Consider the following 13,581-nt stretch of genomic DNA (forward strand, 5'->3'; position numbering starts at 1 on the left):
AAAACTCCATCAGATGATGAAGTTTTTTGATTAATTTTTATTGAAAAGAAATTTATTTTCTTCTCCTTTCCAGTTCTTTTTTTATCAAGCCCAATTCTCTTCCAGTTTGACCAGCAACAGAAGTATTTTCTCTGGCTCTTCTGGTAAGATAAGGAACAACATCTTTTACAGGTCCATAAGGAAGATATTTCGTTGCATTATAGCCTTTATCCGCAAGATAGAATGTGATATTGTCACTCATCCCGTAAAGCTGTCCAAAATAAATGTTTTCATGATCATTGTTAAGACCTTTTGCTTTCATTTTGTCCATTACAAGCTCAGAAGATATTTCGTTATGCGTTCCGAAAAATGCAGAAACTCTGTCCAGATGATTCATCACAAAATCAATTCCTGAATTATAATTTTTATCAGAAGCATCTTTAGTTGGCTGTATATGATCCGGATACCCTTTTTGTACTGCTCTTTCTCTCTCTTTTTCCATGTAGGCACCACGAACTATCTTATAACCAATAAAATAGTTTTTATCTTTTGCCCGCTGAAGATGCTGCTCCATATATTCCAGTCTGCCCGTTCTGTACATCTGAATGGTGTTCCATACAATCGGTTTTTCCTGATTGTATTTCTCCATCATTTCTTCACACAGTTGATCTGCAGCATCCTGCATCCATGTTTCTTCTGCATCTACCATAACTTTTTTGTTGTTCTCATGGCAAAGTCTGCATACCTCATCAAATCTTTTTACTACTCTCTGCCACTCTTCTTTCTGGCTTGAAGTCAGCTCAGATCCTTTTCCTACAGCTTCGTAAAGATCAATTCTTCCAAAAGCAGTGGGTTTGAAAACAATAAAAGGAATAGCAGGATTTCCTACAGAAAATTTAACAATATCTTTAATCTCATTACAGACTGCATCAAAAGTTTCTTCGTCCTCTTTTCCTTCAATGGAGTAATCAAAAATACTTCCTACCCCTTTTTTGAAAAGCTGTTTAACCACTTTCATGCTTTCTTCACGGGTTTCTCCGCCTACAAACTGTTCGAAAAGTGTATTTTTAACAATTCCTTTCACAAAAGGAAAATCATTGTGGACAGTAAAATTCAGGACAGAGGTGCCAAGATTGGTTAATGCAGGCTGTTCAATCATTTTAAACATCCAGTACGCTTTTTTAAGCTGTGCATCTGTTTTATCTGCAAAAGCAACTTTAGTATCGTTAAAAATGGGCATTCTTTTATGTTAAATTTATTAGTACAAATGTAAGAATAACCACCACTTTATTAAAGTTTTTTCTTTATAAATTACCCTGAATTCCTGAAATAAGCATTGCCATAATTCCTATGAAAATCCAAAGTCGTAAAATATTGAGAGTTAAAACCTTAGATTGTTTTGAAGAATTAATTATCAAATAAACACATAAAATCATAACAAATATTCCCGTCACAAAATAATTGTACATAGAACCCGATATATCTGTTCTGGTGACAATTTTCATAGAAACTGCCATCGTGATAATAAGCAGTGATATGACCATTGTATTGGTCTTTTTTACATTAAAAAAGTTGGGAATTGTAATGTAACCAAATGTCTTATCAACACTTTTTGTCAACATATCTTTTACTATATCAACGCATAATAGAACCAAGAACAGAAAAATTGCCATCAAAAATATTTTAATGGAAAATGTTTCGTAATACACCATCATTCCAAAGAACGGATATAAAGTGAGACTGACGAAAGTGAGATTATTAATCACTAAAATACGGCTCAACTTATGGCTGTAAAACCACATAAAAAACTGGTAAACAATAAAAAATATAAGAACACGGTGAGAAATAAAGCTTGCAACCCCGAGCGAAATAACCGTCAGTATCAAATAAAAATACAGAAAATACTTTTGCTTGATAAAACGCTGTATTCTGGTTCTGAATGGTTTAACAAGATGATCTTTTTCCAAATCATAGAATTGATTAATGATTCCTCCTGCCAGAATAGAAAGAACTGTGCAAAAAATAATCCCATGAACTTTAAAATCAAACACAAATTTTCTGAAAGATTCTTCTTGGTTAAACAGAAAAAAAGTGGAAACATAAAGCGCAAAAGTAAGCAAGGCAGCCACAAAAAAACGTGCGCCTAAAAGAAAGCCCACGAATTGTGATAATCTGTATAGTAAAGATTTCTGGATATAATTTTTCTGTTGGAAACTCTCTTTTTCAGAAATCATTTCCAAGCTTTTAGAATCTGTAAATCACCTCCTTCTGGAAGCCATCAAGCATTTTTTCTGCTTTTTCGTAGTCTTTAGTAAACCCAAGAATATAGCCGCCACCGCCGCTTCCGCAAAGTTTAAGATAATAGGCATTGGAATCCAGACCTTTTTTCCAGATGTTGAAAATACTTTCTGGAATCATTGGACGGAAATGCTCATAAGCCCAGTGGGAAAGCTTCTTAAGATTTCTAAAAAACGGATTCATATCTTTTTTAAGGAAAGAATCAATACATGCATTATTGTACCTGATAAACTCTTCTTTCAGTGTTTTTCGGAAGCCTTCTGTCTTCATCTTTTCAAAGAAAATCTGAATCATTGGTCCCGTTTCTCCGGTAATACCGGAATCAATCAGAAATATGGCTCCTTTACCTTCCTCACCTTCGGGGATTGCTACTTTATCCAGATTTTCTTTATTTTCAATAAGAATAGGCAGATTCATATAGCAAATCAAAGGATCCATTCCTGAGCTTTTCCCGTGAAAGTAACTTTCCATTTCACCAAAAACAGCTTTTATATTTTTCAGGTTTTCTTTAGAAATGGTTTCAGGATTATGTTTTGTGAAAGAATATTTTTCAAAAATTGCTGCGACCAAAGCTCCTGAACTTCCAACTCCATATCCCTGAGGAATATTGGAATCGAAGAAAAGACCTTTCGAAATATCATTTTTAAAACGGCTGACGTCTAGCTTAAAACTTTCAGGAAGTATAAGGTTTTCTAAAAAATCTGCGTACTTCTGCAAATGATGATTAGATTTTTTTTCGAATTCTGAATCGGAATTTTGCTTTGAAAACTTTAAGGTTCCCTTATAAAAACTATACGGAACTACAAGACCTTGTGAGTCTTCTATCATTCCATATTCTCCGAAAAGGATTATTTTAGCATAAAATAAAGGGTTCGTCATTGTGTGTTAATATGTTTTTGCAAAGTTAAGATATTCTGCTGAATATTTAACAAATTTTAAGCCAACTATAAAGTATCCCTATCCTTTACTTTAGGCACATCCAAAAAACGAATTAAGATAAGTCCCACAAAGAAAAATATAGCCATCGAAAAGGCAGCAAATCGCATTCCTGATGCAGAAGGTAAAGCAACATCAATTTTAGCAAAAATTCTGATAAGCGTATCGTATTTGTCTATGAATAAAGCAAACACAAATGTTCCTACAATAATTGCCATTTTCTCAAGAACATCGTAAAAACTGAAAAATGTAGTATTTTCCATTGAATTTTCAGGCAGCAGCTTGGAATATGTAGATCTGGACATAGCCTGTAACCCGCCCATTACCAAGCCGACAACCGCAGCAACACCGTAAAACTGATATTCTACGGTAGGATTCTCTTTATTGAGGAAAAATGCCCAGATACAGGCAACAATCCATAAGATTACGGCAATAGAAATCACGTTTTTGTTCCCGATTTTTCTTGAAAGTCTGGAAAAAATAACTGCGCCAATAATCGCTTCGATCTGAATGATTAATAAAGTTCCGATCAGCTTATCCTGAGCCAGGTTGATTTCACTTTTACCAAATAGCGTTGCCATAAGGAAAATAGTCTGCATTCCTACACTGTAAAAGAAAAAACTTGATAAGAAAAACTTAAGATTTCTGTCTTTAAAAAGTCCTTTTCCTACTTTAAAAAGTTCTTTGAAGCTTTCTTTTGCTATATCTTTATAGAAGCTGATATTGTCTTTTAAAACCTCAAAAAAACCGCCCTGCTCTTCATGTCTTTTGAAGATGTTTTTATAATTTAAGAGTACTAAATCTTTAGGCAGCTTTTCTTTAACATCACCAAACTGAGGCAAGTGTTTGAAAGTATACTGTGAAAATCCGAACCACCATGCTCCCGTCAAAAGAAACGTAATTCTTGTAAATATAAGCTTCTGCTCTTCTCCTTTAGCCAAAACCATAATTAAAACCAGACAAAGAACAACCAAAACTACCGAACCAATATATCCGTATACATAGCCTTTTGCAGAAAGTGCATCCTGCTTGTCTCTTGTGGCAATATCCGGAAGAAACGAATTGTAAAATACCAGACTTCCCCAAAAACCAACACTCGCAGTAATACTGAACAATAATCCTAGAAAGACATTATGCATTCCTGTAAACATCGCCAATCCCATACATGAAGTGGCTCCGAGATAGCAGAAAAACTGTAAGAAAGACTTTTTGTTCCCAATGGTGTCGGCTAATGACGATAAAAATGGAGACAGTAAAACCACAATAAGGAACGAAATCGTTAAAGAATATCCGTAAACCGCATCCGGTTGATATTCTTTCCCCAAAATAGTAATCATATGTCTTACGGGAACATCAATCCACCTTCCGGTTTCCTGCACAAACTCTTTTTTTTCGTAAGCTGTGGTAATGATTGAATAATAAATTGGGAATATAGTTGAAGTAATAACCAGAGAATACACTGAATTTGCCCAGTCATAGACCGCCCAGGCTTTCATTATTTTCGGATTATTCTTGATATTCTGAGTCGGTTGAATTTCAGTTTGAGACATTTTCAAAACAATTAGTTTCACAAAAATAGAAAAACCGCTGAACATTCGGAGGTTTTTATTTTTTTATGATGAAATTTTATTGATTTATTAAAATAGAACACACAACGCAAAGATGATATATTATTATTTATTTTAAAGATCAGATACAAATCACTTTATTTCGCAAGACCTGAAAAATTATTTCTATTTACTCGAAGCCTTTTTTCTAAATTTAAAGCATAATATTTAAATAAAGGTTATTTAAAATAAAAAAATCCGGAAACTAAAAGTTCCCGGACTACAAAGATTTATTGAAAAACAATAATTATAAATTTTCGATAACAATTGCAGAAGCACCACCGCCGCCGTTGCAAATTGCTGCAGCTCCATATTTACCGTTATTTTGCTTCAAAATATTGATCAAGGTAACTATAATTCTTGAACCAGAGCTTCCCAGCGGATGACCTAAAGCTACCGCTCCGCCATTTACGTTTACTTTAGCAGCATCTAATCCCAAAATCTTATTGTTTGCCAAACCAACTACAGAGAAAGCTTCGTTAAACTCAAAAAAATCAATATCTGAAATTTCCAGACCTGCTTTTTTAAGAGCAATTGGCAATGCTTTTGCCGGAGCTGTTGTAAAGTTTTCAGGTTCCTGAGCTGCATCAGCATAAGAAATAATCTTAGCCAAAGGTTTCAGTCCTAGTTCGTCCATTTTTTCTTTAGAAACCAAAATCAATGCAGATGCACCGTCATTCAACGTAGATGCATTTGCTGCAGTAACTGTTCCTTCTTCTTTTTTGAAAACCGTAGGAAGTGTAGGCAGCCTGTCAAAATTCACAGATTTATATTCTTCATCTTCAGCAAATATTACAGGTTCTCCTTTTCTTTGAGGAATACTAACAGGAACAACTTCTTCTGCAAATTTACCTTCGCTCCATGCTTTTGCAGATCTTTTATAAGACTCTATTGCAAAATTATCCTGATCTTCTCTTGAGAAACTGTAATCTGTTGCGCACTTCTCTGCGCAAACTCCCATGTGAACCTTGTTATAAACGTCTGTAAGACCGTCTAAAACCATCCCGTCCTGCATTTTTACATCACCTAATTTAGTAGCATTTCTTGCATTATAGTAATGAGGAACCATCGACATATTTTCCATTCCACCTGCAACAATTACTTCTGCATCACCTGCTTTTATTGCCTGCGCTGCCATCATTACTGCCTTCATACCGGAAGCACAAACTTTATTGATTGTAGTAGAAGGTGTTTCGCTTGAAAGTCCTGCTCCTAAAGCTACCTGACGAGCCGGAGCCTGCCCTTCACCTGCCTGCAAAACATTTCCCATATAGATTTCCTGAACGTTTTTAGGATCTAAATTTATTTTGTCTAATGCTCCCTTTACCGCTGTAGCTCCCAATTTGGTTGCAGGTACAGTAGATAAACTTCCCATAAAACTTCCCATTGGAGTTCTTACTGCGGAAACAATGAATACTTCTTTCATGTGTATGATATTATTTTATTTATTTAAAATTACTTTAACTCTTTTGGATCCAAACATCAATATAAAAGCTCCTGCAAACTCAACAATCCAACCCCATTTCAGCTTTACGGTTGAAGCAAGGGTTTCTGTCCAGGATTTGAATGGAAGAAAACTGAAATAACTGAATGCCTGATATTTGGTTGCAAAAATGGTGAATGCAAAAAGAATTATCAGCAAAACAGCACTTATCCTGACCAGTTTCTGATAGCCATTCATCATTCCAAATAAGGCTAATGCACTTAAAATCCAGCAGATGATAGCAAGATAATGATCTACTTGCCAGTAATTCCAGTTCCCGATAATAGGAACATGAACCAACGGAAGAAAACTTCCCATGACAACTAAAACCAATCCTATAAGCTGAATATTTTTCATAAGTACTGAAATGCCAAAATACAAAAAAAAACATACTTATTACCAGTATGTTTTAAAATCAATTAATTAAATATGAATTATCAGAATATACAATTTATTCTATTATAATTTAATAAATATTTAACATTAAGATGATTATGTTATAAAATTAAAAATTTATATAAAGTAATTCTAAGCCTATCTGAATGCCATATTTGTTTGTGAAGCCCGCATTATTATTAAAAGCAGGTGTAAAATCTTTCTTTATAAATAAGTTGAATGCGCCATAACCAACAGACAATTTGCCTCCAAAAAGAAAATCATTAACAGATCCGGTAATATTCTCACGATAATTAACTCTATGATCATTGAAATTATTGTATAGAATCTGGCTTTGGCTAAGGTATCTCACACCACCGTATATCCCTGCCGTAAGCCTTAGATTCCCTTTTGAGTTATCAAGCATTTTTTCTTCGTTCTCTGTTGTATATTTAGGATTAAGAACAAAAACAAAATCTACAGGAACAACAATGTAATTGTTTGCTACTCTTGAAATTCTTAAATTACCTGCTGAAAAATCTTCCAGGAAAATCTGGCGTTCGTTCTGCACGATCACTTTAGAATCAGCGAGCCTGTAAGAATCACTTCTTGCACCCAGACCAATCCTGTAAAAAACAGGAGAAGTAAGTTTGCCCAGCTGACCTGTATACCGCACCTCAAAAGATAAAGACACTGATTTTCCGAAAATTACATCTGAAGATTTAGTAAACAGATCCAATGAAGCTGCAGATTTTGTAAGATTTGTAAAGCCCAGAGAAAAATTAACATCTGTGCCGCTCAACAATTCTTTTTTGCTTTTTTTAGGATCTCTAAAACTAAAAAGAGCATTGTTCTCTGCAAAAATTACCTCATTTAATCCATTCGCTTTTCCCATTACAGAATTCTTCACCAATTCTTTGGTTGCATCTTCCAAATGAGATTTTTGCAAATCTACTTTTTCATTAATAATTTGTTCATACTTCTGAGCTATTTCAGTTTTTTGTTGTTGTTTCTCTTCCGCAGAAAGTTTTTTCTCCTTAAAAGTTTTTTCAAGCGAATCCAGTTCAGCATTCATTTTGCCTTTTTCCGAAACAATGATACTATCAATTTTTTTAGAATATTTAATCATTTCTGAGTCTGTAAAAGGCTTTTCCTGAGAAAAACTGTAACTAAAGGCGAATAATGCCGCAATTAAAGTAATTTTCGTTTTCATATGTAGAGATTTTTATTGTTTTTACGTGGTTGATTTTGAAAAATATAATTCTTCCGTTCAGGTTAAATGAACAGTAAATAATGATGTGATAATAATTTACTTGTGATTTAAAGAATCGCTATAAATCGTAAAACCTAATATCTTAAGAGAATTGGGACCTTTTATCTTGCTCTTATCAATTACCCCAAATTTTCTTTGATCGCTGTAATTCTCTTCTCTGGTTTTATCAAGCTCATTTCCTAAAAGCAAATCATCTGAAGTGATGTAAACGATCTTTTTATTCTCTTTAACAGTAATTTTCGGAGTCATTTGAATTTTCTCATCATCAATAATTTTGATTTCAGAAATCTTGTCGGGTTCAGCAGCAATAATAAGATCGGGATATTTTTCATATTCTGCTTTTTTTAGATCCGATGCTATTTTAATATTTTTTTGAGCAATTTCAGGCTTAATATTGTCATCAATATCTTTTTTCTGAATTATTTTAGGAGGAATCCAATTATTATTTTGCACAGAATTCTGCGATGTTTCTTCAGCAATGGAAATTTTAGTTTGAGGTAATGAATGATCATTAAAAAAATAAACCCAACAACCTGTTGAAATCATTATAATAACAGCTGCTGCGTATTTCAACCAATGAAAAGACTGTTTTGAATGTGACAAATCCTTTTCCTCAAGTCCGGATTCAATTTTATCCCACAAGCTTGCAGAAGGCTTTATTTCAAGCTCTTCGTATTCAGATTTTAATTGTGTCAGTATATTTTTTTTCATTTCGTTTTTCTTTTAAATAATCTGAAATCCATTTTTTTGCTTTACTGAACTGGCTTTTGCTCGTTCCTTCAGAAATATTAAGTATTTCTGCAATTTCCTGATGTTTTTTTTCTTCGAAAACATAAAGATTGAATATCAACCGATAACCTGCGGGCATATGTGAGAAAATTTCTTCGATATTGATTTCAGTGGACACATTTTCATCTTCATCTTCCGGAAAGTCGTCTGCAATTTCAACATCTACATACATAACATTCTTATTTTTCCTGACGAAAGTAATGGAATCATTCACAACAATTTTCCTCAGCCAAAACGGAAAACTTTTCCATTCTCTGCATTCACTAATTTTGGAAAAACACTTTAAAAATGCATTAAGCAGGATATCTTCCGCATCATGAATATTATTGGTATAAGAATTAGCTACCAAAAGCATTTTAGCCGAAAACATCTCATAAAGTTCTTTTTGAGCTTTACGATCCTGTTTTTTTGCCAGCTTAAAATTCTCTTCCAGTCCCTTCATGAATCTAGTTTCTGATTATAAGACGAAACATTTTTGAAATAGTTGCCTAAAAATAAAAAAAATTTGCACCTTATTTCTAAAGTGCAAATTATGTTTAATGTAAATATTTACTGGGCAAAAGAATATCTCGGACCTCCCGGCTGAAATATTGCCAACATTCTGCTTTTCTGATCAGTAGAAAACATAAACATAGCGCGGTCGTCCACATAATCCATATAATTCATCGTCATTTCTACAGGATTTCCTGAGCAAGAACTATAATGCGGATAAGCCGGAGCACCATAATTAGCGGTATTATGAGAAGGAGTATCACCACAGAAATCATTGCCGCAAGTAGCATCTCCCCAAATATGACGAAGATTCATCCAGTGTCCCACTTCATGCGTACCTGTCCTTCCTAAATTGTAGGGATAAGTTGCCGTCCCTGTAGTTCCGAAATATTTTGAATCTATCACAACTCCATCTGTAGCAGAAGAACCACCTGGAAACTGAGCATATCCCAATATACCATTACCAATAGTACAAACCCACAAATTAAGTTTTGTTGTTGGAGACAAAGGATTTAATCCTCCCTGACTTGTTTTTTTCATTGCATCTCTGGTTCCCCATGATGTTTTCTTAGTAGACTTTCTTACTACCTGATCTAAAACAAAACGGATACCTACGTTAGCTTTTACTCCTGCAAACAAAGTTGGAACATCATTAAAATCCGTATTTGTAGCATTAAAATCTTTATTGAGAACATCAATCTGCGATTGAATTTGTGCCTGTGAAATGTTTTCGGCCGCTGTTCTGTACAAAACATTTACCAAAACCGGTATTTCGATGACACCATTTACCAATCTTGACTGAAAATTTTGCTGGATTTTCTGCTGGGTAAAGTTTTCTATATCAGAAATTCTTTTAGATAATCCGGGGTCTGTTGCCATCTGATCTTTCAAAACATCATCTGAAGCACACTTTCTTTTAGCTGAAACACTCGCCGTTTCTACTCCCGCAGATTCAGATTCAATCTTTTCATCAGATTCACATCCAATCAAAAACACACTTGCTATACATAGCATAAAAACTTTCTTTTTCATAATAATATCTTATAAATTAGGTTAAATAAAAATATATTTGTTAAATAAATTGCAATTCTTTTACAAATGTAATAATTAAAAATTAATCAAAAACAAGTGTGAATTAAATTTAGAATTTGTGTAAATAAAAAAATGCATTCTACGAAGAATGCATTTTTTCTGATTTTATATTAACAAAAATTAATGTGTAATTTCTTTTAATTGTGTAGGATCATGTTTGTGTTTGAAAAACAATCCGAATAGTATCGTTATTACCAATGCGTAACCTGCAAAAAGAAGCCAGATTTGGTGCCACATTTTATCACCGTTCTCTAAGGTAAAGTATTTAGAGATAATCCAACCGCTTCCAAAACTTCCTGCAATTGCACCAAAACCATTGGTCATCATCATAAAAAGACCTTGCGCGGAAGAACGAATTTTGTAATCTGTAGAAGTTTCCACAAAAAGAGAACCGGAAACATTAAAAAAATCGAATGCCATTCCGTAAACTATACACGATAAGATAATTAAACCTAATCCAAATCCGTAAGGATCACCATAAGCAAAGAATGCAAAACGTAAAACCCACGCAAACATAGAAATCAACATCACATTTTTGATTCCGAATCTTTTTAGGAAAAAAGGAATTGCCAAAATAAATGCAGTTTCTGAAAACTGTGATATAGACATAATCAAAGTAGAACGTTTTACTACAAAACTCTCTGCGTAAGCCGGATTTTTGCCAAAATCTGACAAGAAAACGTCTCCGTACATATTGGTCAGTTGTAATGCAGCTCCCAAAAACATTGAAAAAGTAAAAAACAATGCCATTTTGTAATTCGCAAAAAGCCTGAAAGCATTTAATCCTAATTTTTCTGAAACTGATGCACCTTTGGGAATAAGACTTTGTGGTTTGCAGGCAGGTAAAGTGAATGCATAAAAAGCCAAAATTACAGCAAAAACTGCTGCAATATAAAATTGATTTGCAGAAGCTTTATTATCGGTAAGATTGGTAATCCACATGGCAGCAATAAAACCTAGTGTTCCCCAGACTCTTATCGGGGGAAAAACTTTTACCACATCAAAGTTATTGTTCTTTAATATATAATAAGCAACAGAATTGGATAGAGAAATTGTTGGCATATAAAATGCCATAGCAATAAGCATGACCCAAAAAAATGTGTCCGGATTCTCTACCTGTGGTAAACAAACTAAGGCAATGGCATATCCCAAATGCAAAATTCCATATAATTTTTCGGCATTCATCCAACGGTCAGCAATGATTCCTGTAATTGCAGGCATCACAATGGATGCAATCCCCAATGTTGTAAAAACAATTCCAAATTCTTCAACGCCCCATTTCTTGGTTTCGAACCAGTAATTGGCAAATGTGATAAGCCATGCTCCCCAAACAAAAAACTGCAGAAAGCTAAGAATGGTTAATCGTAATTTTAAATTCATCTTATAAAAATATCTCTTTTTAATCTATTTTCTTTTTTCTCCTTTTTATTTCTTCCTGAATTTCAAGGGCTGTATCAAAATCTTCTTCCTTTACTGCTTCTTCCAGCAATTTCTGCAGTTCTTCCATTGAGACGGACTGTAAACCTTCTTCGGATGATACTGTTTCAGAGAATGATTCATCTTCTTTGGCAACTTCTTCCAGCTCAAGAAGAATTCCCGCTTCGTTCAGAACCTGCTGCGTAGTGAAAATTGGCGCATCAAAACGCACTGCCATTGCAACTGCATCTGAAGTTCTTGCATCTAAAATAAGCTCTTCCTGTGTTTGGGAATTTCTGAAATTGATATTGGAGAAGAAAACTCCGTCTACAATCTGATAAATAATAACGGAAACCAACTTGTAATTTGCCGAAACTATAAATTTTGAAAATAAATCGTGGGTAAGAGGACGCGGTGGATGAATGTCTTTTTCGAGACCTAAAGAAATGGATTGTGCCTCGAAGTTGCCGATGACAACGGGCAGTTTTATGTGTGTTTCTTCGTGTTCCAAGAGCAATGCATAAGCTCCAGATTGAGTCTGGCTGTACGATATTCCGCGTATGATGAGCTGTTTATAATCCATGACTACAAAGATAAATGTATTTTTTTATCTATACTTTTTATTTTTAAAATTTTATAGGTCTTTTAATTTCCCGGCTTACTTTGATGTAATGGTCACGCAGCCCGGCTTGAGCGGAGCTCTTTTTGTCGCGACCGAAGGGAGCGGCAAAAAAGCGGGAGCGGAAGACGGAAAAAGCTGCCATAATAAAAAAACTGTTTTAATAAAATAAAAATAACTCTTAAAAAAACTTCCGGAATAATAATTATCCCGGAAGCTTAATTATTGATAAAAAGTTTTCTAGCCTTTTATCGCCTTTATTTTTTCTGTCAATGCAGGAACAATCTGAAAAGCGTCTCCTACAACACCATAATCGGCTGATTTGAAGAACGGTGCTTCTGCATCACTGTTGATCACTACAATAGTTTTGGATGAGTTTACACCAGCCAAATGCTGAATAGCACCAGAAATACCGATGGCAATATATAAGTTAGGAGCAATTGCCTTTCCTGTCTGTCCAACGTGTTCGTTATGACCTCTCCACCCGATGTCTGAAACTGGTTTGGAGCAAGCTGTTGCTGCACCTAAAACACTTGCCAAATCTTCTACCATTCCCCAGTTTTCCGGACCTTTAAGCCCTCTTCCTGCAGAAACAACTACTTCTGCTTCTTTGAGATCTAATTTTCCTGAACTTTGCTCATGGGAAATCACTTTAGTATCTTCATTGGCAACAGCCAATTCTTTTACTTCTTCTGAACCTGCAACTGCATTTTCTTTCACACCAAAGGCGTTCTGAGAAACTGTAATGATAACTCCCGTTCCTTCTGCTTTTGCATGCATGAAACCTTTTCCTGAAAAAGCTCTTCTCTTTACCTGAAATGGTGAAATGCTTTCCGGGGCTTCCAATACGTTGGTGATTAAAGAATAATTCTTCATCACCGCCAACATTGGTGCTACAGAAGAAGCATCTGTTGTATGAGGGAAAATGATAATATTTCCTTCTGTCACTTCACTTACTGCCTGTGCATAAGCTTTTGCCGAGAAATTTTTAAGACCTTCGTCTTTAATATTGATCACATTAGTCGCTCCATATTTATACAATAAATCTGAAGAATCTGTTGGGTTTACAGAGATTGCGGTAACGGTGTCTCCTGCCTGATCAGCTACTGCTTTAGCATACGAAACTGCTTCAAAAGCCGCTTTTTTGTAAACTCCGTTTATATTTTCTGCGTATACGAATACTGCCATTTTAATTATTGTTTAAAGTTTAAGGTTTGATGTT

13 protein-coding genes are annotated in these 13,581 nt (G+C 34.6%); all 13 read right to left on the reverse strand.

Annotation, left to right across the window (positions count from 1 at the left end; all coding sequences use genetic code 11):
* Nucleotides 1-52: 52 nt before the first annotated feature.
* The 13 genes from FNE73_RS09155 to FNE73_RS09215 all read right to left on the reverse strand — a co-directional run bounded on the left by FNE73_RS09155 (nucleotide 53) and on the right by FNE73_RS09215 (nucleotide 13,547).
* Entirely contained in the window at nucleotides 53-1,219 is a 1,167-nt protein-coding gene (locus FNE73_RS09155) for a proline dehydrogenase family protein (RefSeq protein ID WP_143884323.1), read from the reverse strand.
* 64 nt (nucleotides 1,220-1,283) lie between these two features.
* On the reverse strand, nucleotides 1,284-2,213 hold the full coding sequence (locus FNE73_RS09160) for a UbiA family prenyltransferase (RefSeq protein WP_143884324.1): 930 nt from the start codon (nucleotides 2,211-2,213) through the stop codon (nucleotides 1,284-1,286).
* Nucleotides 2,214-2,223: 10 nt separating this feature from the next.
* Nucleotides 2,224-3,156 carry a mevalonate kinase family protein gene (locus FNE73_RS09165; protein WP_143884325.1) on the reverse strand — a complete coding sequence of 311 codons (933 nt, stop codon included), beginning with the start codon at nucleotides 3,154-3,156 and terminating at the stop codon, nucleotides 2,224-2,226.
* Nucleotides 3,157-3,221: 65 nt separating this feature from the next.
* Nucleotides 3,222-4,763 carry an MFS transporter gene (locus FNE73_RS09170; RefSeq protein WP_143884622.1) on the reverse strand — a complete coding sequence of 514 codons (1,542 nt, stop codon included), beginning with the start codon at nucleotides 4,761-4,763 and terminating at the stop codon, nucleotides 3,222-3,224.
* A gap of 304 nt (nucleotides 4,764-5,067) precedes the next feature.
* Nucleotides 5,068-6,246: an acetyl-CoA C-acyltransferase gene (locus tag FNE73_RS09175; protein ID WP_143884326.1), complete on the reverse strand. Its 1,179-nt coding sequence runs from the start codon at nucleotides 6,244-6,246 to the stop codon at nucleotides 5,068-5,070.
* Between the two features lie 15 nt (nucleotides 6,247-6,261).
* Nucleotides 6,262-6,660, reverse strand: a complete 399-nt coding sequence (locus FNE73_RS09180; RefSeq protein ID WP_143884327.1) for a hypothetical protein — start codon at nucleotides 6,658-6,660, stop codon at nucleotides 6,262-6,264.
* A 148-nt stretch (nucleotides 6,661-6,808) separates the two neighbouring features.
* Nucleotides 6,809-7,891: a hypothetical protein gene (locus tag FNE73_RS09185; RefSeq protein WP_143884328.1), complete on the reverse strand. Its 1,083-nt coding sequence runs from the start codon at nucleotides 7,889-7,891 to the stop codon at nucleotides 6,809-6,811.
* 96 nt (nucleotides 7,892-7,987) lie between these two features.
* A complete protein-coding gene (locus tag FNE73_RS09190; RefSeq protein ID WP_143884329.1) occupies nucleotides 7,988-8,662 on the reverse strand; it encodes a hypothetical protein in 675 nt (224 codons plus the stop codon).
* Nucleotides 8,628-9,182, reverse strand: a complete 555-nt coding sequence (locus FNE73_RS09195; protein ID WP_143884330.1) for an RNA polymerase sigma factor — start codon at nucleotides 9,180-9,182, stop codon at nucleotides 8,628-8,630. Before FNE73_RS09195 ends, FNE73_RS09190 begins: the two co-directional genes overlap by 35 nt.
* 107 nt (nucleotides 9,183-9,289) lie before the next feature.
* Nucleotides 9,290-10,264 carry a zinc metalloprotease gene (locus FNE73_RS09200; RefSeq protein ID WP_143884331.1) on the reverse strand — a complete coding sequence of 325 codons (975 nt, stop codon included), beginning with the start codon at nucleotides 10,262-10,264 and terminating at the stop codon, nucleotides 9,290-9,292.
* 180 nt (nucleotides 10,265-10,444) lie between these two features.
* Nucleotides 10,445-11,704 (reverse strand): nucleoside permease, encoded by a 1,260-nt coding sequence (locus FNE73_RS09205; protein WP_143884332.1) that lies wholly within the window; start codon nucleotides 11,702-11,704, stop codon nucleotides 10,445-10,447.
* Nucleotides 11,705-11,723: 19 nt separating this feature from the next.
* Nucleotides 11,724-12,323: a bifunctional nuclease family protein gene (locus FNE73_RS09210; protein ID WP_143884333.1), complete on the reverse strand. Its 600-nt coding sequence runs from the start codon at nucleotides 12,321-12,323 to the stop codon at nucleotides 11,724-11,726.
* A 276-nt stretch (nucleotides 12,324-12,599) separates the two neighbouring features.
* A complete protein-coding gene (locus FNE73_RS09215) occupies nucleotides 12,600-13,547 on the reverse strand; it encodes an electron transfer flavoprotein subunit alpha/FixB family protein (RefSeq protein WP_143884334.1) in 948 nt (315 codons plus the stop codon).
* Nucleotides 13,548-13,581: the final 34 nt, after the last annotated feature.

It is taken from the genome of Chryseobacterium binzhouense, assembly GCF_007474545.1.
Lineage (GTDB): Bacteria > Bacteroidota > Bacteroidia > Flavobacteriales > Weeksellaceae > Chryseobacterium > Chryseobacterium binzhouense.

Excerpts from the sequence above, each read along its gene's own strand:
- FNE73_RS09155 (WP_143884323.1), bottom strand. The coding sequence starts at position 1,219 with ATGCCCATTTTTAACGATACTAAAGTTGCTTTTGCAGATAAAACAGAT.
- FNE73_RS09160 (WP_143884324.1), bottom strand. The coding sequence starts at position 2,213 with ATGATTTCTGAAAAAGAGAGTTTCCAACAGAAAAATTATATCCAGAAA.
- FNE73_RS09165 (WP_143884325.1), bottom strand. The coding sequence starts at position 3,156 with ATGACGAACCCTTTATTTTATGCTAAAATAATCCTTTTCGGAGAATAT.
- FNE73_RS09170 (WP_143884622.1), bottom strand. The coding sequence starts at position 4,763 with ATGTCTCAAACTGAAATTCAACCGACTCAGAATATCAAGAATAATCCG.
- FNE73_RS09175 (WP_143884326.1), bottom strand. The coding sequence starts at position 6,246 with ATGAAAGAAGTATTCATTGTTTCCGCAGTAAGAACTCCAATGGGAAGT.
- FNE73_RS09180 (WP_143884327.1), bottom strand. The coding sequence starts at position 6,660 with ATGAAAAATATTCAGCTTATAGGATTGGTTTTAGTTGTCATGGGAAGT.
- FNE73_RS09185 (WP_143884328.1), bottom strand. The coding sequence starts at position 7,891 with ATGAAAACGAAAATTACTTTAATTGCGGCATTATTCGCCTTTAGTTAC.
- FNE73_RS09190 (WP_143884329.1), bottom strand. The coding sequence starts at position 8,662 with ATGAAAAAAAATATACTGACACAATTAAAATCTGAATACGAAGAGCTT.
- FNE73_RS09195 (WP_143884330.1), bottom strand. The coding sequence starts at position 9,182 with ATGAAGGGACTGGAAGAGAATTTTAAGCTGGCAAAAAAACAGGATCGT.
- FNE73_RS09200 (WP_143884331.1), bottom strand. The coding sequence starts at position 10,264 with ATGAAAAAGAAAGTTTTTATGCTATGTATAGCAAGTGTGTTTTTGATT.
- FNE73_RS09205 (WP_143884332.1), bottom strand. The coding sequence starts at position 11,704 with ATGAATTTAAAATTACGATTAACCATTCTTAGCTTTCTGCAGTTTTTT.
- FNE73_RS09210 (WP_143884333.1), bottom strand. The coding sequence starts at position 12,323 with ATGGATTATAAACAGCTCATCATACGCGGAATATCGTACAGCCAGACT.
- FNE73_RS09215 (WP_143884334.1), bottom strand. The coding sequence starts at position 13,547 with ATGGCAGTATTCGTATACGCAGAAAATATAAACGGAGTTTACAAAAAA.